The following is a 23024-nucleotide window of genomic DNA, read 5'->3' on the forward strand; positions in this document are numbered from 1 at the left end:
GAGACGGATGAGGGGTCGCACCCCCCCCTCATCCGGCGCCGTAGCCCGTCCAATTGGACGGGCGTCTGTCGACGCCCTTTTTGCCGCCACCTTCTCCCGCCATAGCCCGTCGAAAGACGGGCGTTCTTTCGAACGCCCTATGGGGAGAAGGGATTCGCTTATGGCAGCAGCACCGTCGCGCCGGTGGTCTCGCGGCCTTCCAGCGCGATATGCGCCGCCCCAGCTTCCGCCAGCTTGTAACGGGCGTTGATCGCGATCTTGACCTTGCCGGAGCCGACGGCCTCCATCAGCCGTCCGGCCATTTCGCCCAGCCGCGCCTCGTCCACGATATAAGCGAACAGGCTCGGCCGCTGCATATAGAGCGAGCCTTTTTGAGCCAATAGCCCGATATTGAAGGGTTCGATCGGGCCGGAAGACGCGCCGAAGCTGATGAATGAGCCGAAAGGCCTGAGGCAATCCAGCGAACCAGGGAAAGTGGTCTTGCCGACGCCGTCATAGACCGCGGCGCATAGTTTGCCGCCGGTGATCTCCTTGACGCGGGCGACGAAATCCTCGCTGCGATAGAGGATCGTCTCATGCGCGCCGGCTTCGCGCGCCAGCTTGGCCTTTTCCTCGCTGCCCACGGTGCCGATCACGGTCGCACCGAGCAGACGCGCCCATTGGCACATGATCAGGCCGACGCCGCCCGCCGCCGCATGGATGAGGATGGTGTCGCCCGGCTTCACCGGATAGGAGCGGAACAGTAGATATTCGGCGGTGAGGCCCTTGAGCATCATCGCCGCCGCCGTCTCGTAGGAGACGTTTTGGGGCAGCGGCACGACGAATTTCGCTTCGATATTGCGCGCGGCGGCATAGGCGCCCAGCGTTCCGGCATAGGCGACGCGATCGCCAAGCTTGAACTTGGTGACGCCCTCGCCGAGCGCGACGATTTCGCCCGCACCCTCATTGCCCGGAATGAAGGGCTTGGTTGGCGCCGGATAGGCGCCGGTGCGGAAATAGACGTCGATGAAATTCACGCCAACGGCATGCTGTTTGATCTGCACCTCGCCCGGGCCGGGCGCGGGAAGATCGTAATCCTCATAAAGCAGCGCCTCGGGGCCGCCGGTTTCATGCACGCGGATCGCCTTGACCATTTCGGAACCTCAATCTGATGGGCGCGAAATACGCGACCGTTGTCCCGGCGAATGTAGAGCCGGCCAAGCGGAGCGGCAATCTGCGCCGACGCAATTGCCTCTTTCCATTTCCGGCGAGAGACGCCGCCCGGAACAATTTAGCGAAACAATCGCGCCGCCCGGACGTTCCATGAGCGCGGGGGCCTCAGAACGGAATCCAACGGAAAGGGAACGTCATGGCGTCAGCGCAACCCATGGAGCAAGCCAGGGCCGATGACTTGACCAGCGTCTTCGGCGGATTTTCGGCCCTGAGCCTCAAGGCTCAGGCCATTGCCGTAGAACTTGCCAAAATTTCGGAAGAAAACTTCGGAGCCGGCGCCAAGGCGGCCGAGCGGTTCCGCAACGCGAAATCGATGCAGGACATCACGGCCCTTCAGACGGATCTGATCAAGGAATCCATCGCGACCCTGAATGAGCATTACCGGAAAATCGCGGAAATCGCCGCCTCGACGCCGCAGGAAGTCGCCAGGAGCTGCGCCGAAATGTTCTCGGCCGTCACGCATGCAGGCGGCGAGATCGTGAATCGCGCCAGCGACGCGACCCGTCAGGTGAGCGATCAGGTCGCCGACGCCGCGCACCGGACCGCCGAAGCGGGTCGCCGCGGCGCGGAAGAGATGCGTCGCGGCGCCGAGCCCGCCCGCCACTCATGACATCGCCAATGAAGCAACGAGGGCCGCCGGATTTTGCTCCGGCGGCCCTCGGTTTCGTCTCAGGAATTTGACGGCAGGTTCACGCGCAAATGCAGTTCGCGGAGCTGCTTCGGCGTGGCGGACGACGGCGCGCCCATCAATATGTCTTCCGCGCGCTGATTCATGGGGAATAGCGAAACTTCGCGCAGGTTCTGCTCGCCGGCGAGCAGCATGATGATGCGATCCACGCCCGCCGCCATGCCGCCATGGGGCGGCGCGCCATATTGGAAGGCGCGATACATGCCGCCGAAGCGCTCGATCACGGTCTCCTCGCCATAGCCGGCGATCTCGAAGGCCTTGACCATGCTTTCGGGACGATGGTTGCGGATGCCGCCCGAGGCGATCTCGAAGCCATTGCAGGCGATGTCGTACTGGAAGGCCTTGATCGTCAGCGGATCCTGCGTCTGCAAGGCCTCCAGCCCGCCCTGCGGCATGGAGAAGGGGTTGTGGCCGAAGTCGATCTTCTTCTCGTCCTCGTTATATTCATACATCGGGAAATCGACGACCCAGGCCAGCTCGAACCGCTCGGTATCGGCGAGGTTCAGATCCTCGCCGACCTTTATGCGCGCGGTGCCTGCGAATTTGGCGAATTTGTCGGGGTCGCCAGCCACGAAGAATGCGGCGTCACCGGCGTTCAGGCCCAATTGGACCCGGATCGCCTCGACCCGCTCCGGCCCGATATTATTGGCGAGCGGCCCGCGCCCGCCGACGCCGGTCGCGTTTGCATCGGCTTTCAGGCTGGTTTCGTCCTTGGAGCGGTCGAAGAACAGAATATAGCCGAGACCCGGCTGACCTTCGCTCTGCGCCCAGCTGTTCATGCGGTCGGCAAAGGTGCGCTGGCCGCCGCCCGGCGCGGGAATCGCCCAGACTTCGTTCTTGGGCGCTTCCAGCAGACGCGCGAAAATCTTGAAGCCAGAACCGCGGAAATGCTCGGACACCTCCTGCATGACGATCGGGTTGCGCAGGTCCGGCTTGTCGGAACCATATTTGCGCATGGCCTCGGCATAGGGGATGCGCGGCCAGTTCTTCGTAACCGGCTTGCCGCCGCCAAATTGCTCGAAAATGCCGGTGATGATCGGCTCGATCGCCTGAAAAACGTCTTCCTGCGTAATGAAGCTCATTTCGAGATCGAGCTGGTAGAACTCGCCCGGCAGGCGGTCGGCGCGCGGGTCTTCGTCGCGGAAACAGGGCGCGATCTGGAAATAGCGGTCGAAGCCGGCCATCATCAGCAGCTGCTTATATTGCTGCGGCGCCTGCGGCAGCGCGTAGAACTTGCCGGCATGGATGCGCGACGGCACCAGAAAGTCGCGCGCGCCTTCCGGCGACGAGGCGGTCAGGATCGGCGTCTGGAATTCGTTGAAGCCCGCCGCTTTCATGCGCGAGCGCATCGAATCGACCACCTGCCCGCGCAGCATGATATTGTTGTGGATGCGCTCGCGGCGCAGGTCCAGGAAGCGGTATTTGAGGCGGGTTTCCTCGGGATAATCCTGCTCGCCGAAAACGGGGAGTGGCAGTTCGGCGGCCTGGCCAAGCACCTGGGCGTCGCGGACATAGACCTCGATCTGGCCGGTGGCCATGTCGTCATTGCCCGTGCCCTCGGGGCGGCGGCGCACTTCGCCATCGAGCCGCACCACCCATTCCGAGCGGAAAGTCTCGGCCAGCTTGAACGCGGCGGAATCGGGATCGACCACGCATTGCGTCAGGCCATAATGGTCGCGCAGGTCGATGAACAGCACGCCGCCATGGTCGCGGATGCGGTGGCACCAGCCGGAAATGCGGACGGTCTGGCCGATGTTTTCTTCGCGGAGCTGGCCGCAGGTGTGGGTGCGATAGGCGTGCATGGGAATCCAGACGGAAAAAGCGTTGCGCGCTGCCTAGCGGAATTTTGCCCTCGCGTGAAGGGGGCGGGTTTTTGACGGAAGGCCAGATTCGATTGCGTTTTCGCAGCGTCCTCGCGAAAAACCGGCGTCCACTTTTTCGCGCGCTGCTCTAGCCGCCGCGAAAGCCTTGGATTATGTAGATTTCATGAGCCTTGTCACAGATTCCAGCGATCTGGCCGCCATCTGCCAGACCTTCGCAAAATATCCCTATGTCACGGTCGACACCGAATTTTTGCGCGAGACGACCTTCTGGCCAAAAGTCTGCGTGATCCAGCTCGCGAGCGAGGATCAGGCCGTCGCCATCGACGCCATCGCCGATGGCCTTGATCTGACGCCCTTTTTCGAGCTGATGGCCAATCCGGACGTGGTCAAGGTGTTCCACGCCGCGCGGCAGGATGTCGAAATCGTCTGGCATCTGGCCAAGATGATCCCCGCGCCTTTGTTCGACACCCAGGTCGCGGCCATGGTCTGCGGCTATGGCGACCAGATCGCCTATGGCGAGCTGGCGCAGAGCATCTGCAAGGTCACGCTCGATAAAAGCTCGCGCTTTACCGACTGGTCGCGCCGCCCGCTCAGCGACGCCCAGATCGATTACGCCATCGCCGACGTCACCCATCTGCGCGATATCTACAAGGCCCTGCGGCAGAAGCTCGAAAAGACCGGCCGCCTCAGCTGGCTGGCCGACGAGATGGGCACTTTGTGCAATTTCGAGACCTATGAGCAGCGTCCGGACCGCGCCTGGGAGCGCTACGCGCACCGCGCGCGCAAGCCGCGCGACCTCGCCGTCTTGATGGAGCTGGCGGCCTGGCGCGAGCATGAGGCGCAGAGCCGCGACGTGCCGCGCTCGCGCGTCCTCAAGGACGATATTCTCACCGAGGTCGCCCTCGCCGCCCCGCGCACCGCCGAGGCTCTTGGCGATCTGCGCGCCTTTCCCCGGGGCATGGAGCGTTCGCGCGCCGGCGCGGAAATCCTCGCCGCGATCGAGCGCGGCCTCGAACGCGACCCCAAGACCCTGCCCAAATTTGAGCGCGAGCGGCGCGGCGGCAATGGCGGCGCCACCGTCGAGCTGCTGAAGGTTCTGCTGCGGCAGGTGGCGGAAAAGCAGGGCGTGGCGGCGAAAATGATCGCCACCACCGATGAGCTCGAAGCCCTCGCCGCCGATGACAAGGCCGATATTCCGGCGCTGAAGGGCTGGCGGCGCGAACTGTTCGGGGCCAAGGCGGTCCAGCTCAAGCATGGCCGTCTCGCCCTGACCGTGGAAAACAACCGCGTCGTCACGCTGGAATGGCACGACGCGCAGGATGGGGCCGAGGACGAGGCGGAAGCCAGCGCCTGAGCGGGCGCTATGAACGCCGCCCCTGCGTGACCGCAAGGGCCAGTCCGATCAGGACAACCGCCGCCCCTGCGAGCACGCCGGCGCCGAGCGTTTCGCCAAAGATCAGAGCGGTCAAGGCCATGCCAAACACCGGCACCAGCAGCGAAAAAGGCGCGACCTGCGCCGCCGGATAGCGGCTCAATAAATGGCTCCACAGCCCGAAGCCGACCATGGTCGCGCCATAGGCAAGGAAGGCCGCGCCGCCCCAGACCGCCAAAGTCGGACGCGCCAGCGCGGCCCAGATCGCCGCGCGATCCTCCAGCAGGAAGGACAGCGCCAGCAGCGGCAGCGGAGCAAAGGCGCTGGACCAGACGATGAAGGCGAGCATGTTCGTCCGCCCGGCGCGGATCGAGAACAGATTGCCCGCGCTCCAGAAGATCGCCGCCGCCAGGACCGCAAGAAAGGGCGTCAGCGGCGTCGAGCCGCCGCGCGCAAAGCCGATGATCGCGACGCCGGACAAAGCGACGAGCGCGCCCAGAACCTGACGCGGGCGGGTCTTCTGGCCGAGCAGGACATGGACGAGCGCCATGGTGAAGATGGCCTGGGTCTGGATCACCAGAGACGCCAGCCCGGCTGGCATGCCATTGCGGATGGCGAGAAAAAGCAGGCCGAACTGCCCGACCCCGATGCACAACCCATAGCCGGCGAGATCACCCAGCTTCACCTTGGGCCGGGGGATGAAGAGGATGGCCGGAAAGGCCGCGAGGAAAAAGCGCAAGGCGGTGAGAAACAGCGGCGGCGCCTCCGCCACTCCTGCCTTGATGGCGACGAAGCTCGTGCCCCATAGCGCGGCGATCAGTACGGCGAGGGCGATTTCGCGCGGCGGCAGGGCGCCGCCCCCGGCGCGGGGCGCCCGCGCGCTCATTCGAACACGATGGAGTGCGCGCGGCCGATCAGCTTGCCCAATTGCTTCAGCCTTGCGTTCAGGCGGTCATTGGCAAGATCGGCCAGATCGCGCGGCAGCGTCAGCACGACCTTGCCCTTCACGCAGCGCAGTTTCGTTCGCGGCAGAATGCCGGGCACCGAGGCCGATATGATATAGCCGACGCGCTGTACGGCGCCGAGGATGCGTGCGCGGTCCATCAGGCGCGGCGTGGCGAGGCTTCGGATCTGGGGATCGATGTCCTCGCCCGTGCTGAGATGGCGATAGGCCACGGCCATGCCGAGATAGGCGCGGCCGGGGTGATCGACGCCGACGATGGGCGAATTTGCGAGCAGATTCAGCGCGAGGTCGGAGCGATAATCCGGCGAGGTGCGCCAGCCGATGTCGCCATAAAGGCAGGCGGCGTGGCGCAGGCGTTTTTCCTCAGCCGTCTCGTCGATATGGCTGGACGCCATGAAGACGTCGCTCCATTGGATCAGGTCTTCGCCATGGCCCGGCGCGCGCGACCGCAGGATGTTATATTCGTGCGCGCCTTCGAGCAGCGGATCGCGCGCCCGCAGGTCGTCGCTGAGCTTTTCGTAGAGCAGGCCCTCGCGCAGGCCGCCGTTCGAGATTACCACCTTGCCCGGCCTGCCGCGCCGGATGATCTCCTCCAGCACCACCGCGCCATAGGCCAGCGCCGGCCGGCGTTGTTCGGAAATGGCGCCGACCGCGACGAGCGACTCCGTATCGACACGCTCCACCAGCGAGGCGAAATCGGCGGCGTCGCGCGCCGGAATGACATAGCCGTGCATCACGTCGAGCGGGTAATTGCGCTGCGCCATATGCAGCTTGCCCAGCGAACGCCAGGTGCCTCCGACGGCGTAAAAGGTGCGCCCGCGCAAATGATCCAGCGGCCCCGCCTGCGCCAATTGCTCCTTGGCGATGCGCATGGCGTTCTTGGGCGAGCGGCCCGACGCGTCCATCAGCGCCAGCGAACCGAGCTTGAGCGACACGCCCGCGCCAACCGCGCCATTCTTGACATCGATCAGCTCCAGCGACCCGCCGCCGAGATCGCCCACCACGCCGTCGGGCTGGTGGAAGGTCGAGATCACGCCAAGGCCAGACAGCTCCGCCTCGCGCTTGCCGGAGATCAGCTCGATCGGCCGTCCGATCGCCTCGCGCGCCGCGGCGAGAAATTGCAGGCCATTGCGGGCGTCGCGCGCCGCCGCCGTGGCGACCGGTCGAATATCCTCGATCTGCATGAATTCGCACAGCTTGCGGAAGCGGCGCAAGGCTTCGAGCGCCTTGTTCATCCCCTCTTCCGCCAGCTCGCCGGTGGTGGCGACGCCCTTGCCGAGCGCGCACATGGCCTTTTCATTGAACAGCGAAGTCGGCGCGCGCGTCAGGCCTTCATAGGCGACGAGGCGGACGGAATTGGAGCCGATGTCCACGATGGCCGTGGGACGCGCGCCCCGCAGCCTGCCTTGCGCCTTGTTCATGTCAGCTCCGGCCCGACCGCTTGAGAAGGCTCTTCGGACTGGATTCATTCAACGACTTGCCGCGTCCCGACAGCGAGGGATTGGTCATGAAATATTTATGCACGTTGAAGGGCTCCTCGTTCGGGCCGCATTCGATGCGCACGCTCGAACCATCGGGCAGGAAACGATAGGATTGCTGGTTGTCGATCAGATTGGCGACGAAAATCTGCTCCAGCACCTGTTCATGAGTTGTCGGATTGGTCACCGGCAACAGCGATTCGACCCGGCGGTCGAGATTGCGCTGCATGAGATCGGCCGAAGAAATATAGACCACCGCCTTGGGATGCGGCAGGCCGTGGCCATTGCCGAAGGCATAGATGCGCGCATGTTCCAGAAAGCGCCCGATCACCGATTTTACGCGGATATTGTCGGACAGGCCCGGGACGCCAGGGCGAAGGCAGCAAATTCCGCGAATGACGAGGTCGATCGACACCCCGGCCTGGCTCGCCTCGTAGAAGGCGTCGATGATTTCCGGATCGACCAGAGCGTTGCACTTGCCCCAGATCGCCGCGGGCCGCCCTGCCTTGGCGTGGGCGATCTCCTGCGCGACATGGTCGAGCAGCTTCTGCTTGAGCGAGATCGGCGAAACCGCCATGCGCTCCAGCCCCGCCGGCTCGGCATAGCCGGTAATGAAATTGAAGATGCGCGATACGTCGCGCCCGACAGCCGGATCGGCGGTGAATAGCGAGATATCGGTGTAAACCTTGGCCGTGATCGGGTGGTAATTGCCGGTGCCGACATGGCAATAGGTCACCAGCGAGCCGCCTTCGCGGCGCACGACCATCGACAATTTGGCGTGCGTCTTCAGCTCGATGAAGCCGAACACCACCTGCGCGCCAGCCCGCTCCAGATCGCGCGCCCAGCGGATATTGGCCTCTTCGTCGAAACGCGCCTTCAGCTCGACCAGCGCCGTGACCGACTTGCCCGCCTCGGCGGCCTCGATCAGGGCGCGGACGATCGGGCTGTCCGACGAGGTGCGATAGAGCGTCTGCTTGATCGCCAGCACATTGGGATCGCGTGCCGCCTGCATCAGGAACTGCACGACCACGTCGAAACTTTCATAGGGATGCTGGACGACGAGGTCCTTCTGCTTGATGGCGAGGAAGCAATCGCCGCCATTATCGCGCACGCGCTCGGGGAAACGGGCGGTGTAGGACGTGAACTTGAGATCGGCGCGCGGCAGGCCGACGACTTCGGACAGGTCCTTCATGGCCAGCATGCCATCCAGCGCGATGATCTCCTCTTCCGACTGAACGTCCAGCTCCTCGGCGACGAAGGCGCGCAGATCCGCCGGCATGTGGGTATCGGTCTCAAGCCGGATCACCGAGCCGCGACGGCGGCGTTTCAGCGCCGTCTCGAACAGGCGCACGAGGTCTTCCGCCTCCTCCTCGACTTCGAGATCGCTGTCGCGGATCACCCGGAACGAGCCCTGCGCCTTGACGCTGTAGCCGGGGAATAATTTCTGGATATGGGTGAAAATGACGGAATCGAGCAGCACCAGCCGCGCGCCGCCAGCGGGGGCTTCCGGCAGGCGGATGAAACGGTCGATCTTGCTCGGCATGCGCACCAGCGCCTTCATGCGGGCGCCGGTGACCGTGTGAAGGAGGTCCAGCCCGAGCGTCAGGCCGAGATTGGGAATGAAGGGGAATGGATGGGCCGGGTCGACGGCAAGCGGCGTCAGGACCGGGAAGATGTGCAGGAAGAAATGGTCGTCCAGCCAGAGCTTTTCCGATTTGCTCAAGTCGGCGTGGTCGACAAAGACGATTTGCTCGGACTTCAACTCATCCTGCAATTGCCGCCACAGCCTTACCTGCTCCTCGGCGAGTTCCGAGACGCGCGCGTTGATGAGCGGCAATTGCTCGGCCGGCGTCAGGCCGTCCTCGGAAAGCGCTTCGACGCCGCTGCGTAGCTGCCCGCGAATGCCCGCTACGCGAACCATGAAGAATTCATCGAGATTATTGGCCGAGATCGAGACGAAGCGGACGCGCTCCAGCAGCGGATGAGCGGGATTGGCGGCTTCAAGCAAGACGCGGCGGTTGAACTCCAGCCACGACAATTCGCGATTGATGAAGCGCTTCGGCGAATGGCGCAAAGCTTCTCCGTTCAGGGGCGTCTCGCTCCCCGGCCGCAATTCCTGAACCTCAACCATCGCTTCCCTCGCCTCGGTCATGTTTCTTCGCCCGCCTATTTCGGCCAGTTCGTATGAAACTTATGTGACATATCCCAGCGGGGCCAGCACCGACCGTCAATGATCCTCGTCATTCTCTTTCGCTTCAACCGCTTCCTCGTCGTCCGACGCCGCCAGACCGGGCGAAGCGGCGAGCAATTCGGCGGCCAGCGCCCGCGTGACCGCCCGCCCCCGCGCCAGCCCCTCGCGGTCGAGCGCCGCGACGATCTGCTGCGCCGCTTCGAAGGAGCGCTCCAGCCGCAAGGCCAGATAATCTATCAGGCTCGCCTCGACCTTGATCTGCCGATCATGGAATAATTTGCCCAGAATGACGCGCAGGAACGGCTCGTCGGGCTGTTCGATCGCCACGGCGGGGGCCCGGCGCAGGCGCGACAGCAGGTCTTTCGTCGCCAGCCCCCAGCTGTCCGGGTTTTTTCGCGCGGTGACCAGCAGGAAAACGCCGCGCTCCATCGCCAGGTTGATCAGATGGAACAGCTCCTTCTCGCGCAGCGGCGCGCGGTCGGCGTCCTCGATCAGCAGGGCGGGCGCAGACGTCAGTTCGGGCAGGGCCTCGATCGCAAGATCGGAGGCCGCGATGACGCGCGCGCCGGCCCGCCGCACCCAGATCGCGCCGAGATGGCTCTTGCCCGCGCCCTCCGGGCCGGTCAGAAGCAGCAGCTTGTGCGGCCAATCGGGCCAGAGCCGCAGCAGCGCCAGCGCCTGTTCGTTCGAGGGCGCCGCGAGAAAATCCTCCTCCGCGTCGCTCGGCCAATGCGGAAGATCGAGCGGCAATTGCCCGATCATGCGACGTCTGGGCCCAGGTCGTGGAACAGGGCGCTCTGCTTGTAGCGCTTGATTGCGAAACGGATCAGCACGCCAATCGCCGCGGCCAGCGGCACCGCCAGGATCATGCCGGTAAAGCCCATCAGGCTGCCGAAGGCGAACAAGGCGAAGATGAGCCAGACCGGATGCAGGCCGACGGAGCCGCCGACCAGTTTGGGCGATAGCACATTGCCTTCGAGAAACTGGCCGCTCTCCACCACCAGAATGGCGAGGCCGAGCAGGCCGAGATTCGGCCAGCCCTGCACCAGCGCCACGATCACCGAAAAGACCAGCGCCGTGGTCGAGCCGACATAGGGGATGAAGCTGAGAAAGCCGGCCGACAGGCCGATGAAGAAGCCGAAGTTCAGGCCGATCAGCGTCAGCCCGACGCCATACCAGACGCCGAGGAACAGGCAGACGATCGACTGCCCGCGCAGAAAACCCGCCAAAGCGCGATCGATTTCGCCGGAAATCTCAAAAACAGTCGCCCGGTAGCGCGGCGGAATCAGGCTGCGGATGGTCGCGACCATCTCCGGCCAGGAGATCAGCAGGTAGAAGGTCACCACCGGCGTGACCACCGCCAGCGCGATGATTCCAACCAGAGCCGTGCCGCCGGACCAGATCGACTTCAGGAAATTCCCGATATATTGCGCGCCCTGCCCGATGAAATTGCCGAGCGATTTCTGCAGGCTGTCGGCGGTCGAAGGCGCGTCGAACCCGAGCTTCTTGAGCCAGTCGCCACCATAGGTCTGCAACAGGCCAGCCAGTTCGTCGGAGATCAGGGTCTGCAGCTTGTTGACGTAATCCGGCAAGGATTCGACGAAACCGACCAATTGCCGGCCCAGGATCGGGCCGAGCCCGAAAAACAGGAACACGAGCAGGACCAGAAAGACGAACAGGATGACCAGCGTCGCCGAAAGGCGGCTCAGGCCCATCCGCTGCATCCGCGTCACCACGGGGTCGAGCACATAGCCCAGAGCGAGGGAGGCGACGAAGGGCGCGAGGACGCCGGAGAAGAGAAAGCAGGCGAAGCCGAACAGAATCAGCATCAGGAGCCAGAAAGCGATCTGCAATTCCATGCGCATCGGCGGCATTCCCCGGGTTCAGACGCTCATATGCGTCACCCAGCGTCTGAAATAGGCCGCGAGCGAGGCCAAGGTCAATGCCGCGACGAGCCATTGCCCAGCCACCGCCCAGCCTCCCAGCGGCACAGAGAAGGCCAGAGCCGCGAGCACAGCGGCGACAAAGCCGAGCTGGCCGAATGTATTGGCCTTGGAAAGCCAGTGCGGCTTGATTTCCATCGGGCGTTCGAGCACCCAGCACAGGATGACCGCGCCAACGATCATCAGGTCGCGCGACACCACCAGCAAGGCGAGCCACAGCGGCAGGACGCCCACGATCGCCAGCGTGACGTAATCGCAGACCAACAGCGCCTTGTCGGCGATGGCGTCGAGATAGGCGCCGAGTTCCGAGCGCAGGTCAAAGCGCCGCGCGATCCAGCCGTCCAAGCCGTCGGAAATGCCGGCGATCAGGAAAATGGCCAGAGCCTCGGGCCAACGCCGCGACGCAATCATGTCCACGCTGACAGGAACCAGAATCAGTCGCCCGAGACTGATCATATTGGGCAGGAAGGCGAACCATTTTCTATGCATGAGGGAGATTCGCTGGAGCGCGGCCGGGCGAGGATTATAGGGCTCGGGCCGGAAAGGCCGCAAGACCGCCCTCCGTCCAAGGCCGCGCGTCTTGCCAGCGCCAGCGCGAGCGGCTAGAGCAACCTGCGGAACGGAAGGATCTTGCATGGCGCAGCCAGATGAAAAGACTGCGGGACTGACCTATGCGCAAGCCGGCGTGGACATCGACGCGGGCGCCCGCATGGTCGATCTCATCAAGCCGCTGGTGCGCGCAACCCGGCGCCGGGGCGCCGACGCTGAAATCGGCGGTTTCGGCGGCTTGTTCGATCTCAAGGCGGCCGGCTTTTCCGATCCGATCCTCGTAGCGGCCAATGACGGCGTCGGCACCAAGGTGAAAATCGCCGTGGAGAGCGGCATTCACGGCACGGTCGGCATCGATCTCGTCGCCATGTGCGTCAACGATCTCGTCGTGCAGGGCGCGGAGCCTTTGTTCTTCCTCGATTATTTCGCCACCGGCAAGCTGGACCCCGAGATCGGGGCCGAGATCGTCGGCGGCATCGCGGCCGGCTGCCTCGAAGCGGGCGCGGCGCTGATTGGCGGCGAGACCGCCGAAATGCCCGGCGTCTATGCCGAATCCGATTATGATCTCGCCGGCTTCGCCGTCGGCGCCGCCGAGCGCGGCGATCTCCTGCCTCGCAACAATATCGCCGCTGGCGACGTGCTGTTCGGACTGCGCTCCTCGGGCGTCCATTCCAACGGTTTTTCGCTGGTGCGCAAGATCGTGGCGCGCGCTGGCCTCAAATGGACGGATTCCGCTCCTTTCGCGCCCGGCAAGAGCCTTGCCGAGGCCCTGCTGGAGCCAACCCGCATCTATGTGAAACCGCTGCTCTCCGCGCTGCGCAAGACCGAGGCGATCAAGGCTTTCGCGCATATCACTGGCGGCGGCTATCCGGAAAATATTCCGCGCGTGCTGCCCAAGGGCCTCGGCGCGCATGTCCATCTTGACGCGATTCCCGTGCTGCCGGTGTTCAAATGGCTTGCGTCCGCTGGCGGCGTCGCCGAGCGCGAAATGCTACGCGCGTTCAATTGCGGGATCGGCATGGTCGTGGTCGCCGATTTTTCGCGCGCGGCCGAGGCCGAGGAAGCCCTGCGCGAGTCCGGCGAAGACCCGGTACGGCTGGGTCAGGTGGTCACGCAATCCGGCGAACGCGTGACCTTTGACGGAAAGCTGGCCCTGTGACGGCAAAACGCAAGCGCGTCGCCATTCTCATTTCCGGGCGCGGCTCCAACATGCGATCGCTGGTCGATGCCGCCCGTGCGCGGGATTTCCCGGCGGAGATCGCCCTGGTCGTCTCCAATATCGCCGACGCGGCCGGGCTCGACTTCGCCCGCACCCAGGGTATCGCCACGGCCGTCGTCGACCACAAGATCTTCTCGGACCGCGAGATCTTCGAACGCGCGATGCAGGAGACCCTGCTCGCGCAAGAGATCGACCTGATCTGCCTTGCGGGCTTCATGCGCCTGCTGACGCCTTGGTTCGTCGGGCAATGGCGCAACCGGATGCTCAATATCCACCCGGCGCTGCTGCCTTCCTATCGCGGCCTCCATACCCATGAGCGCGCTCTGGCCGATGGCGTGAAGATCCACGGCGCCACGGTTCATTTCGTCGCGCCGGAAATGGACGCCGGCCCCATCGTCGTCCAGGCCGCCGTGCCGGTGCTGCAGGACGATACGCCCGAAGCCCTGGCCGCCCGCGTTCTGGCGCAGGAGCATCGCATCTATCCGCTGGCGTTGAAGCTCGTCGCGTGCGGCGCCGCGCGGGTCGAAGGCGTGCGCGTTCTGGTCGATGGCGCCGCGCCCGCGCCCGAAGCCTTGCTCTGGCCGGCGGTCTGACCGAAGCGCGATCGGCGATTTGACGTCGCGTCTCGTCCGGGCGACCCTGACCGGAGCAAGCGAGGCGAAATGATCACGCTCTATACATTCGGACCGTTCTTTGGCCTGCCCGACGGCAGTCCCTTCGTGATGAAGGGGATGCTGCTGCTGAAAATGGCCGGTCTCGACTTCACGGCCCGGCCCACCGCGCCCTTCAAGGCGCCGAAGGGCAAGCTGCCTTTCATCGAAGACGACGGCGTCATCATCGCGGATACGACCTTCATCCGCCGCCATATCGAACAAAAATACGGGTTCGACTATGATTCAGGCCTGACGCCCGAGCAAAAGGCGATTGGCTGGGCGCTGGAGAAATTGTTCGAAGACCATTTCTACTGGCTGGTCATGGCCGAACGCTGGATGGACGACGCCAATTTCGCCAAGGGTCCGGCGCGCTTCTTCGACACCCTCCCCGCGCCGATGCGGCCCCTGGTTCGCGTCATGATCCGTGGCAAGATCCGCCAGGCCTTGCGCGCCCAGGGCCTTTACCGCCATTCGCCGGAGGAGCGGCTGGACCTGGCGCGGCGCGACCTGCAGGCAGCCGCCATCCTGCTCGGCGACAAGCCCTTTCTCTTCGGCGACCGACCGCACGGCGCCGACGCCACGCTCGGCGCCTTCACGCTTGCCGCGCTCTGCCCGCATTTCGTCGGCGTGGCGCGCGACGAAATCGGAAACCTGCCTAATCTGGCCGCCTATGCCGCGCGGATCGAGGCCGCTTATTTCCAGCCCAACGCCTGAACGAAAACGAGCGCGACAAAAAAGGGCCGCCCCTGGGGCGGCCCTTTGCAGTTCTGGTGGAGTCTCGTAGTTTTTTTGATTTTTTTCGAGATCAGAGCGTAGAGACGCGAACGCGCGCGACGCCAGACTGGCGCATGCCCAGCACATTCGCCGCGCCCGACGAAACGTCGATGATGCGGCCGCGAATGAAGGGGCCGCGATCATTGATCGTGACCGTGGCCGAGCGGCCATTATTGAGATTTGTGACACGCACCTTGGTGCCGAAGGGCAGCGACCGATGCGCCGCCGTCAAGGCGCCGACATGGCCGCCGCTGGCGGTGCGGCCCTTGCCCGAATAGTAGGACGCCGCGCCGGACCAGGTTTGAGCCTGAATAGGCGAAGAAAGGAACGAAACACCGAGAAACGCGCACGCAACAGCTAACTTCTTCAATGCATCCACCTCCATATTGTTGACGATGAAGGAACATGCATTCACAAATCAGGCAGAAAAATGACCGTATTAATCATGCAATATTAGACGTATTAAATGCTATACGTTCTTCATATGATTTCTTTGCTGTTCTATACGATAACTATACATAAGTAATAATTATCATTTGTTCCAATCTAAACTGTTACAATACACGTTATTGTTGTAACTAATTGCTGACTTACATAGGGGTTCCTTAAGTAAAGACTCGTTTGTTTATTTTGCTGCGTTGCAGCAAAAGCCCTGCGCACAAACAAAAACGCCGGGCTTGCGGCCCGGCGTCACAGAATTGAAATCTTTCCGTCAAACTCAGCCGACGATTTCGTTGCCCGCAAACCATTGCGCGATTTCCTGCGCGGCGGTCTCCGGGGCGTCGGAGCCATGCACGGAATTCTCGCCCATGTTCAGCGCGAAATCCTTGCGGATCGTGCCGGCGTCGGCCTTTTCCGGATTGGTCGCGCCCATCACTTCGCGGTAGCGCTTGATGGCGTCGTCGCCTTCAAGAACCTGGACCACGACCGGCTCGGCCGACATCTGCTCGACCAGTTCGCCGAAGAAGGGGCGCTCCTTGTGGACGGCATAGAAGGTCTCGGCCTGGGCGCGGGTCATATGCACCCGCTTCTGCGCGACGATGCGCAGACCGGCCGCCTCGATCTTGGCGTTGATGGCGCCGGTGAGATTGCGGCGGGTCGCGTCGGGCTTGATGATGGAGAATGTGCGTTCGATCGCCATTGAGCGGGATTCCATAAAAAAGGGGGGCGCCGCGCTTATAGACGCAGCGCCCCCCAGAGAGCAAGCACGAGAGAGAGCGAGCAAACGCGAGAGAGAGCAAGCGCGAGAGCCAGGCCGCGCGCCGCAATGCTCTTACGGTTCCAATTCCTTACGGCTCAAGGATTTTCGTGCGGAACAGGGCGCCCGCCGCAAGGGCGCCGAGCACGGGCGCCACAAAGAACAGCCAGAGCTGGGACAGCGCCTTGCCGCCGACAAACAGCGCCGGGCCAAGCGAACGCGCGGGATTGACCGAAGTGCCGGTGACGCGGATGAGGTTGATATGAACGACCAGCAAGGCCACGCCGATGGCGACGCCCGCGACCGTGGTCGCGCCCTTTTCCGAGGTAGAGCCGAGGATCACGACCAGGAACAGGAAGGTTCCGACAAATTCTGCGATGAAGGCCGATGTGGTCGAATATTCCGACCAGCCATTCTGGCCGAGGCCGTCCTTGGCGAGATCCCAGCCGCCTTGATGACCCGACAGGATCAGATAAAGCACGCCCGCGCCAATGACGGCGCCGATGCATTGCGAAATAACATAGCCGATGAGGTCGGCAGTCGAGAGACGGCCCGCCGCCCAGGCGCCGACGGAAACCGCCGGATTGACGTGGCAGCCCGAGACAGGGCCAATGCCATATGCCATGGCCGTCACAGTGAAGCCGAACGCCATCGCGATCGCGACAACGCCAAGCGGGGCGAAGGGCGTTCCAGAGCCGAGCACCGCGCCCATGCCGGCGAACGTCACCGAGCCGCAGCCCAGAAAGACCAACGCCCCGGTCCCGATTGCTTCCGCAATATATTTATTCATGTGTCAGCTCCCCAAAAGCCTGAACGGCCGCGTAATCTTAACCATCGTGAAGTCCGAGCCTAGTGACTTTTCACATGGTCGCCACCGTGCAGCCCTTGGCTCCGGCCTGTTTTCCCCTGCTTAAATGGAATCTTGACGGCGGCCCGCCGCCAGACGGCGCTCGACGCCCCGCGCATAGGACGACATGGCGAGGCAGAAGACGAGATAGAACAGGCCCGCGAAGACATAGCCGGTGGCCGCTATGGTCGGCCCCGCCCATTTCGGATCGAGACGCGCGGCGTCCACCGTGTGCAGAAAGTCGAAAATGCCGACGATCGCCACCAGGGTCGTGTCCTTGAACAAAGCCACGAAATTATTGACGATGGCGGGAATCACGGCCGCCAGCGCCTGCGGCAGGACCACGAAGCGCAATGTCGCCACCCGGCCGAGCCCCAGCGCCTGCGCGGCCTCCGCTTGCCCGCTCGGAATGGAATTCAGCCCCGCCCGCGCCACCTCCGCCATATAGGCCGAAGCGAACAAGGCGATGCCGAACATCGGCCGCAACAGGCGGTCTGGCGACCAGTCCGGCGGCAGGAAGATCGGCAGCATGGCGTTGGCCATGAACAGCACGGCGATCAGCGGCACGCCGCGCACGAATTCGATCAGGCCCGCGCAGACCCAGCGCAGCGCGGGCAGGTCCGAGCGCCGGCCAAGCGCGAGCAGGACGCCGCCCGGCAGCGCGACGACAATGCCCGCCAGCGCCACCAGCAGCGACACCATCGCGCCGCCCCAGAGATTGGTCCCGACGCGCGGCAGGCCGAGCGACGGCGCGCCGCTGAGCAAGGCGAAGCCGACGAAGGGCAGCACGACGAAGAAGCCGAAGGCCGCAACGCCCTTGCGCGGCGCGCGCGGCCACAGCAGCCAGACGATCAGCCCCGCCGCCAGAACGAAGGCGAGATCGACCCGCCAGCGCTGGTCGGGCGGATAGGAGCCGTAAATGAAGAAGGGCGTCTTGGCGGCGATATAGGCCCAGCAGGCCCCCGCCCCCGGCGCGCGGCAAAGCGCGCCATCGGGCGCGCTCCAGACGGCGTCGGCGATCAGGAAACGCCACAAGGGCGGCGCGGCAAGGACAATCAGAGCGACAATCCCGACTGTGATGAGGCTCGATGTGGCGTCGCCGAACAGATTTTCGCGCGCGAGCTTGAGGAAGGGCGGCGCCATGTTTGGCGGCGGCCTTTTGGGCGCGGGCTGGGAGCGGATGAAGCTGTCGGTCATCCGCGCCCTCCCCAGCGCAGGCGTCGCTCATAGAGGCGCATCAGCGCGAGCGTGGCCAGCGACAGGCTCAGATAAAGCGCCATGTCGATGGCGATGACCTGCAAGGCGGCGCCAGTCTGGTTGAGGATGGTGCCGGAAACCTGCATCAGGTCGGCGAAGCCGACAAAGGCCGCCAGCGATGAGTTTTTCGTGAGCGCCAGATATTGGCTGATCAGCGGCGGCGTGATCACGCGCATCGCCTGCGGTCGGATCACCAGCCGCCGCGCCTGCGCCGCGCTCAGGCCAAGAGCCGCCGCCGCCTCGCTCTGCCCGCGCGGCACCGCCTGCACGCCCGCCCGCACGATTTCTGCAATATAGGAGCCGGTATAGAGCGCCAGCGCGAGGATCAGGGCGCAGGCTTCCGGCGGCAGGCGCAACCCGCCCTCGACATTGAAGCGGTTCACGGACGGGTCGAAAAAGGGCCAGTCGATCGCGGGCCAGCCCTGCGCGAAGGACAGCGCCGGCATCGTCAACCCGCGATTGCTGAGGAAAAAGCCCGCGAATTGATGCGCGTGCTCCGGCGCCGGCAGCGGCGAGAGAATGGCGACATACCAGAACAGGATTTGTAGCAGCAGCGGCAGGTTGCGGATGGTCTCGACGTAAAGGCCCGCCAGCCGCGCCAACGCCCAATTGCGCGACAGCCGCGCGAAGCCCGCCGCGAAGCCGATGAAGGTCGCCAGCGCCCCCGCGAGCGCCGAGACCATCAAGGTGTTGAGCAAGCCGACCAGCAGCGCGCGGCCATAGGACGACAGCGGCGTAAAGGGAATGACGCTCTGGTTGAGACTGAAGCCCGCGACCTGATTGAGGAAGGCGAAGGAGGTCGGAATGCCGCGCGCGAGCAGATTGGCGCGCGCATTGGCGATGGCGAGGGCAAATAGCCCGCCGACCGCCAGCAGCAATGCGGCCTGGATCGCCCATCGGCGCAGCGCGCTCGCCTTCATGGCCGCCCTCACCGCACGGGCGGGGCGTATTGCAGCCCGCCCTCCCGCCAAAGCGCGTTGCGGCCGCGCGGAATCTTCAGGGGTGAGCCCGCACCAAGATTGCGCTCGAAGATTTCGCCATAATTGCCCACGGCTTTCACGATCCGCGCCGCCCAGTCCGGCGTCAGGCCGAGGCCCGCGCCATAATCGCCCTCAACGCCAAGCAGGCGGCGGATTTCGGGATTGTCGGACTGGCGCATCGCGGCGAGATTTTGCGAATTCGCGCCAAGCTCCTCGGCGTCGAGCAGAGCGAAATGCGTCCATTTCACCAGATTGAACCAGCGGTCGTCGCCCTGCCGCACCACGGGGCCGAACGGCTCTTTCGAAATCGTGTCGGCCAGCACGATATGATCGTCGGGCTGGGTCAGCTTCAGGCGCTGCGGATAGAGCGCGGAGCCGTCGGTGGTGTAGGCGTCGCAGCGGCCCGAATCATAGGCCTTGATCGCCTCGTCGGAGGTTGAAAACACCACCGTCTCGGCCTTCAGGCCATGGGCGCGGAAATAATCGGCGAGATTGAGCTCCGTGGTCGTGCCCTGCTGGGCGCAGATCGAGGCGCCATTGAGCTTCAGCGCCGAATCGAGGCCGAGGCTCTTGCGGACCAGAAAGCCCTGGCCATCGAAATAATTGATCCCGGCGAACAGCAGCCCCTGCCCCGCCTCGCGCGACTGCGTCCAGGTGGTGTTGCGCGAGAGCATGTCCACCTCGCCCGATTGCAGGGCGGTGAAGCGGTCCTTGCCGGAAAGCGGGATGAATTTGACCTTGTCGGGGTCGTCGAAGATCGTCGCTGCGACCGCGCGGCAATAATCGATATCGAAGCCGCGCCAGGTCCCGCGGTCGTCCGGCAGACCGAAGCCCGCGAGGCCTGTATTGACGCCGCAGGCAAGAAAGCCGCGCCGGCGCACGTCATCAAGCGTGTCGCCGCGCGCGGCGGCGCCGAAGAGGACGAGGCCAAAGGCGAAGCCAAGCGCGAGCGGCCGAGGCAAGCCGCCGAAACAGTTTCTTTTCACCCGGGCGCCCTTCGCGTCGAAAAGCCGACGCGAAGTATCTTTTTGTTTGGCGGGCCGGGTCAAGCGGCAAGCGCCGCAATTTCAGCCCGCCACGCTTTCGCCCTTGACGGCGGCCTGCGGCGCCCGCCAAAAAACATGAAAGGAAAGGCCGCCGGAATGACCAAATCGACCCCGCAATCGCGCAAGGACATGCGCGCGCGCACCAAACTCGTACATGCGGGGCGCGATCCGTCCGAACAATTCGGCTTCGTTAACACCCCGATCTATCGCGGCTCGACCGTGTTGCAGCCGACGATGGCCGATCTCGAAGCGCGGCACACCAAGCGCTTCACCTACGCCACCCATGGCACGCCGACGACGGAAGCGCTGGAAAAGGCGTGGTCGGAAATCTCCGGCGCGGCCGGAACGGTGCTGACGCCCTCCGGCCTCGCCGCCGTGACCGTGGCTCTGCTCGCGGCGCTGAAGGCGGGCGACCACCTGCTCGTCACCGATTCCGCCTATCTGCCGACGCGCACCTTCTGCGACGGTTTCTTGCGCCGCATGGGCGTGGAGACGACCTATTACGATCCCCTGATTGGCGCCGGGATCGAGGCCTTGATGCGGCCCAACACCACGGCGGTTCTGGTCGAGGCGCCCGGCTCGCAAAGCTTCGAAATGCAGGACATTCCGGCCATAGCCGAGGTCGCCCATGCGCGCGGCGCCTGCGTGGTGATGGATAATACCTGGGCGACGCCCTTGTTCTTCCCGCCGCATGAGCGCGGGGTCGATCTCGCGGTCGAGGCCGGCACCAAATATCTCTCCGGCCATTCCGATCTGCTGCTCGGCCTCGTCTCGGCCAATGAGCAATGGCTCAAGCCCCTGCGCCAGACCTTCAATTATTTCGCCATGTGCGCCGGGCCGGAGGATGTGTTTCTGGGCCTGCGCGGATTGCGCAGCATGGACCTGCGCCTGCGCGAGGCGGAGCGGCAGGGCCTTGCGCTCGCCCGCTGGCTCAGCGAGCGCCCCGAGGTGTCGCGCGTGCTGCATCCGGCGCTGGAGCATGACCCCGGCCACAAAATCTGGAAACGGGACTTTTCCGGCTCGTCCGGCCTGTTCTCTGTGATCCTGAAGCCAGCCTCAAAGGCTGCCATGGCAGCCTTGCTCGACGGGCTGGAATTATTCGGCCTCGGCTATAGCTGGGGCGGCTATGAGAGCCTGGTCATTCCCTTCGATTGCCGGACCTATCGCACCGCGACGGTCTGGAACCCGGAAGGCCCCGCCCTGCGCTTTTCAGTCGGACTCGAAGACATCGAGGACCTCAAGGAGGATCTCGACAAGGGTTTTGCGCGGCTGCGCGCTCAGGCCTGACGGTCCAGCAGAGCTTTCGCGATCAAGCCCTTGCCGCGCGGTTCGGGCAGCAGGGCGTCGGGCTTGAGCGTAAAGGCGATTCTGCGTCGCGCGAAAATCCGCGCCACGATGAGCGCCGAGGCGAGGCCAAGAAACAGGCCGCCGGCGACGTCGCTGGGATAATGCGCGCCGACGATGATCCGCGAGGCCGCGACGGGAATCGCCAGCAGCAAGGACGCGAGGCCAAGGCGCGGCGACAATAGGCTCAGCGCGCCGAAAACCGCGAACACGGTCGTAGTGTGCCCCGAGGGAAAGCTCGCCAGCACGGACTCGAGCGAGAACATGTCGAAATGGAACGACCCGTCGAAGTCGATCAGCTTCGGCCGCGCCCGGCCGACGATATGTTTAACCACCTGCGAGGCGAGGCCGGAAAAGGCCAGCACGGTGAAAATATAGAAGGCGCGCGACGCGACAAGCCCCCATGCCGCGCGCAGACGCGCGCCGGCCGCCTGGGCACGACGGAAAAGCGCAAATAGAATCATTGTGATAGACAAAGCGAACAGCCAGCCCGACTTGCCGGCCTGCGTGACGCCATCGAAAAAGACCACGAGGTCCAGATCTAGCTTCGTCGCCGCGCGGGCGGCGCAAACGTCGAAATAAGCGCCGACGAAAAGCAGCATGGACAGAGCGAGCGTCGCCAGCGCAACCCAGAGCGGCCAAAGCATTGCGACGGGCGCAAGCGGGCGGCGCCGCCAATGCGCGGCGAGGTCGCGCGCGGCGCGGATTCCCTCGTCCCGCAAGGCTGCGGCGAGGCGGGCAAAATTCCAATTCAAGGCGGCTCCCCGCAAAAATGACGCCCCGTGCGCCCGGCGCCTTTTAGCACGGCGGGGCGTCGGGTAAAGGGTTGGCGTCATGCGGAGCGACCCGCGACCTCTTGCATCGAGGGTGGCCGACTCTTAAAAGCTAGGCCGCACAGGACGATCGCGCGATCAGGCTTAGGGCGGTCGCAACGCCCATGCGAATGATCACTTCTCCGTCCCCGTCGATGATCTGCAAGACTTCGCCGGGCTTCCCAAAATGATCGGCGATTTCGGCCAGCTTGTGCCAAACGGCCGAAAAGGCAGTTAATTCCAATTTGTCTTGACGGCGTGTTTCACCCGTCCGGCTGATCAGCCGCCAGCTGAATTCGAGCATCGCGTTTATCGCTTCTTGTTATGTCTGGGGTCGCGCGCAAAACTCTTTCGAGTCCTCCCTGCGCACGGATGGACAAAATAGTCGCTCGCCACAAAATTGCATTGCGCTGAGTCAATCTCAGGCGCGATCCGCCCCCGCATGGTGAAACCCGCTCCCACAGCCAAGTTTATGCTTGTTGATCGCGTTCATCGCCGGTTCAGCCGTGAAGCCACAGTTTTGGGAAGCGAACGATCTGATGACCCGGATCGCCGCATGACGGTTCGAATGGCGGTACAGCTGAACGGAGGCGGCCTTGAAATTCATTCGCGCATTTAGGGAAACTTGGGCGCCGGTTCTGTTTTTCGCGGCGTTTCTGGGATTTATCGGACTC

At 64.2% G+C, this 23024-nt stretch carries 23 protein-coding genes; 6 read left to right on the forward strand and 17 right to left on the reverse strand.

All coding sequences use genetic code 11. From position 1 onward, the window contains the following. Window positions 1-158: 158 nt before the first annotated feature. The gene (locus QZ409_RS18915; protein WP_296714411.1) at window positions 159-1133 is read right to left on the reverse strand and encodes a quinone oxidoreductase; all 975 of its coding nucleotides are present in this window, start codon (window positions 1131-1133) and stop codon (window positions 159-161) included. A gap of 215 nt (window positions 1134-1348) precedes the next feature. On the opposite strand from QZ409_RS18915, the gene QZ409_RS18920 reads away from it, so the two are divergent. Next, a complete protein-coding gene (locus tag QZ409_RS18920; RefSeq protein WP_296714413.1) occupies window positions 1349-1822 on the forward strand; it encodes a phasin family protein in 474 nt (157 codons plus the stop codon). A gap of 59 nt (window positions 1823-1881) precedes the next feature. Here QZ409_RS18920 and aspS read toward each other — a convergent pair whose 3' ends face one another. Then, window positions 1882-3702 carry an aspartate--tRNA ligase gene (gene aspS / locus QZ409_RS18925; protein ID WP_296714415.1) on the reverse strand — a complete coding sequence of 607 codons (1821 nt, stop codon included), beginning with the start codon at window positions 3700-3702 and terminating at the stop codon, window positions 1882-1884. Between the two features lie 184 nt (window positions 3703-3886). Here aspS and rnd point away from each other — a divergent pair, with 184 nt between their 5' ends. Further along, on the forward strand, window positions 3887-5077 hold the full coding sequence (gene rnd / locus QZ409_RS18930) for a ribonuclease D (RefSeq protein WP_296714418.1): 1191 nt from the start codon (window positions 3887-3889) through the stop codon (window positions 5075-5077). 7 nt (window positions 5078-5084) lie between these two features. On the opposite strand, the gene QZ409_RS18935 is transcribed toward rnd, so the two are convergent. The 6 genes from QZ409_RS18935 to QZ409_RS18960 all read right to left on the reverse strand — a co-directional run bounded on the left by QZ409_RS18935 (window position 5085) and on the right by QZ409_RS18960 (window position 12160). Further along, window positions 5085-5981: an EamA family transporter gene (locus tag QZ409_RS18935; protein ID WP_296714419.1), complete on the reverse strand. Its 897-nt coding sequence runs from the start codon at window positions 5979-5981 to the stop codon at window positions 5085-5087. After that, window positions 5978-7480 carry an exopolyphosphatase gene (gene ppx, locus QZ409_RS18940; protein ID WP_296714421.1) on the reverse strand — a complete coding sequence of 501 codons (1503 nt, stop codon included), beginning with the start codon at window positions 7478-7480 and terminating at the stop codon, window positions 5978-5980. Before ppx ends, QZ409_RS18935 begins: the two co-directional genes overlap by 4 nt. Window position 7481: 1 nt before the next feature. Then, window positions 7482-9689 (reverse strand): RNA degradosome polyphosphate kinase, encoded by a 2208-nt coding sequence (locus tag QZ409_RS18945; protein WP_296714422.1) that lies wholly within the window; start codon window positions 9687-9689, stop codon window positions 7482-7484. A 75-nt stretch (window positions 9690-9764) separates the two neighbouring features. Further along, window positions 9765-10490: a DnaA/Hda family protein gene (locus QZ409_RS18950; RefSeq protein ID WP_296714425.1), complete on the reverse strand. Its 726-nt coding sequence runs from the start codon at window positions 10488-10490 to the stop codon at window positions 9765-9767. Next, window positions 10487-11593 (reverse strand): AI-2E family transporter, encoded by a 1107-nt coding sequence (locus tag QZ409_RS18955; RefSeq protein WP_296714427.1) that lies wholly within the window; start codon window positions 11591-11593, stop codon window positions 10487-10489. The genes QZ409_RS18950 and QZ409_RS18955 overlap by 4 nt, the downstream gene beginning before the upstream one ends. 18 nt (window positions 11594-11611) lie before the next feature. Beyond that, a complete protein-coding gene (locus tag QZ409_RS18960; protein WP_296714431.1) occupies window positions 11612-12160 on the reverse strand; it encodes a CDP-alcohol phosphatidyltransferase family protein in 549 nt (182 codons plus the stop codon). A 145-nt stretch (window positions 12161-12305) separates the two neighbouring features. Between QZ409_RS18960 and purM the strand changes: the two genes are divergently transcribed. From purM to QZ409_RS18975, 3 genes are all read left to right on the forward strand, one after another. Further along, window positions 12306-13379, forward strand: a complete 1074-nt coding sequence (gene purM / locus QZ409_RS18965; RefSeq protein ID WP_296714433.1) for a phosphoribosylformylglycinamidine cyclo-ligase — start codon at window positions 12306-12308, stop codon at window positions 13377-13379. After that, the gene (gene purN / locus QZ409_RS18970) at window positions 13376-14032 is read left to right on the forward strand and encodes a phosphoribosylglycinamide formyltransferase (protein WP_296714434.1); all 657 of its coding nucleotides are present in this window, start codon (window positions 13376-13378) and stop codon (window positions 14030-14032) included. Before purM ends, purN begins: the two co-directional genes overlap by 4 nt. Window positions 14033-14101: 69 nt before the next feature. Beyond that, entirely contained in the window at window positions 14102-14806 is a 705-nt protein-coding gene (locus QZ409_RS18975; RefSeq protein WP_296714435.1) for a glutathione S-transferase family protein, read from the forward strand. Between the two features lie 91 nt (window positions 14807-14897). On the opposite strand, the gene QZ409_RS18980 is transcribed toward QZ409_RS18975, so the two are convergent. The 6 genes from QZ409_RS18980 to QZ409_RS19005 all read right to left on the reverse strand — a co-directional run bounded on the left by QZ409_RS18980 (window position 14898) and on the right by QZ409_RS19005 (window position 20134). Further along, window positions 14898-15251 (reverse strand): septal ring lytic transglycosylase RlpA family protein, encoded by a 354-nt coding sequence (locus QZ409_RS18980; RefSeq protein ID WP_296714468.1) that lies wholly within the window; start codon window positions 15249-15251, stop codon window positions 14898-14900. A 333-nt stretch (window positions 15252-15584) separates the two neighbouring features. Then, window positions 15585-16007 (reverse strand): nucleoside-diphosphate kinase, encoded by a 423-nt coding sequence (gene ndk, locus QZ409_RS18985; RefSeq protein WP_296714437.1) that lies wholly within the window; start codon window positions 16005-16007, stop codon window positions 15585-15587. Between the two features lie 148 nt (window positions 16008-16155). Continuing rightward, complete coding sequence (locus QZ409_RS18990; protein ID WP_296714439.1) at window positions 16156-16854, reverse strand: aquaporin; 699 nt, start codon at window positions 16852-16854, stop codon at window positions 16156-16158. Between the two features lie 120 nt (window positions 16855-16974). After that, window positions 16975-18108, reverse strand: coding sequence for an amino acid ABC transporter permease (locus QZ409_RS18995; RefSeq protein WP_296714442.1), 1134 nt, complete (start codon window positions 18106-18108; stop codon window positions 16975-16977). Beyond that, the gene (locus QZ409_RS19000; protein ID WP_296714447.1) at window positions 18105-19088 is read right to left on the reverse strand and encodes an ABC transporter permease subunit; all 984 of its coding nucleotides are present in this window, start codon (window positions 19086-19088) and stop codon (window positions 18105-18107) included. The genes QZ409_RS18995 and QZ409_RS19000 overlap by 4 nt, the downstream gene beginning before the upstream one ends. 8 nt (window positions 19089-19096) lie before the next feature. After that, window positions 19097-20134: an amino acid ABC transporter substrate-binding protein gene (locus QZ409_RS19005; protein ID WP_296714450.1), complete on the reverse strand. Its 1038-nt coding sequence runs from the start codon at window positions 20132-20134 to the stop codon at window positions 19097-19099. Window positions 20135-20290: 156 nt separating this feature from the next. Here QZ409_RS19005 and metC point away from each other — a divergent pair, with 156 nt between their 5' ends. Continuing rightward, complete coding sequence (metC, locus tag QZ409_RS19010; RefSeq protein ID WP_296714454.1) at window positions 20291-21481, forward strand: cystathionine beta-lyase; 1191 nt, start codon at window positions 20291-20293, stop codon at window positions 21479-21481. On the opposite strand, the gene QZ409_RS19015 is transcribed toward metC, so the two are convergent. From QZ409_RS19015 to QZ409_RS19025, 3 genes are all read right to left on the reverse strand, one after another. Beyond that, window positions 21472-22293 (reverse strand): phosphatase PAP2 family protein, encoded by an 822-nt coding sequence (locus QZ409_RS19015; protein ID WP_296714456.1) that lies wholly within the window; start codon window positions 22291-22293, stop codon window positions 21472-21474. The genes metC and QZ409_RS19015 overlap by 10 nt on opposite strands. Before the next feature lie 130 nt (window positions 22294-22423). Further along, a complete protein-coding gene (locus QZ409_RS19020) occupies window positions 22424-22654 on the reverse strand; it encodes a hypothetical protein (protein ID WP_296714461.1) in 231 nt (76 codons plus the stop codon). 117 nt (window positions 22655-22771) lie between these two features. Then, on the reverse strand, window positions 22772-23024 hold a 253-nt coding region (locus tag QZ409_RS19025; RefSeq protein WP_296714464.1), incomplete at its 5' end, for a hypothetical protein.

The sequence above is a fragment of the Rhodoblastus sp. genome (assembly GCF_019449565.1).
Classification (GTDB): Bacteria; Pseudomonadota; Alphaproteobacteria; order Rhizobiales; family Beijerinckiaceae; genus Rhodoblastus.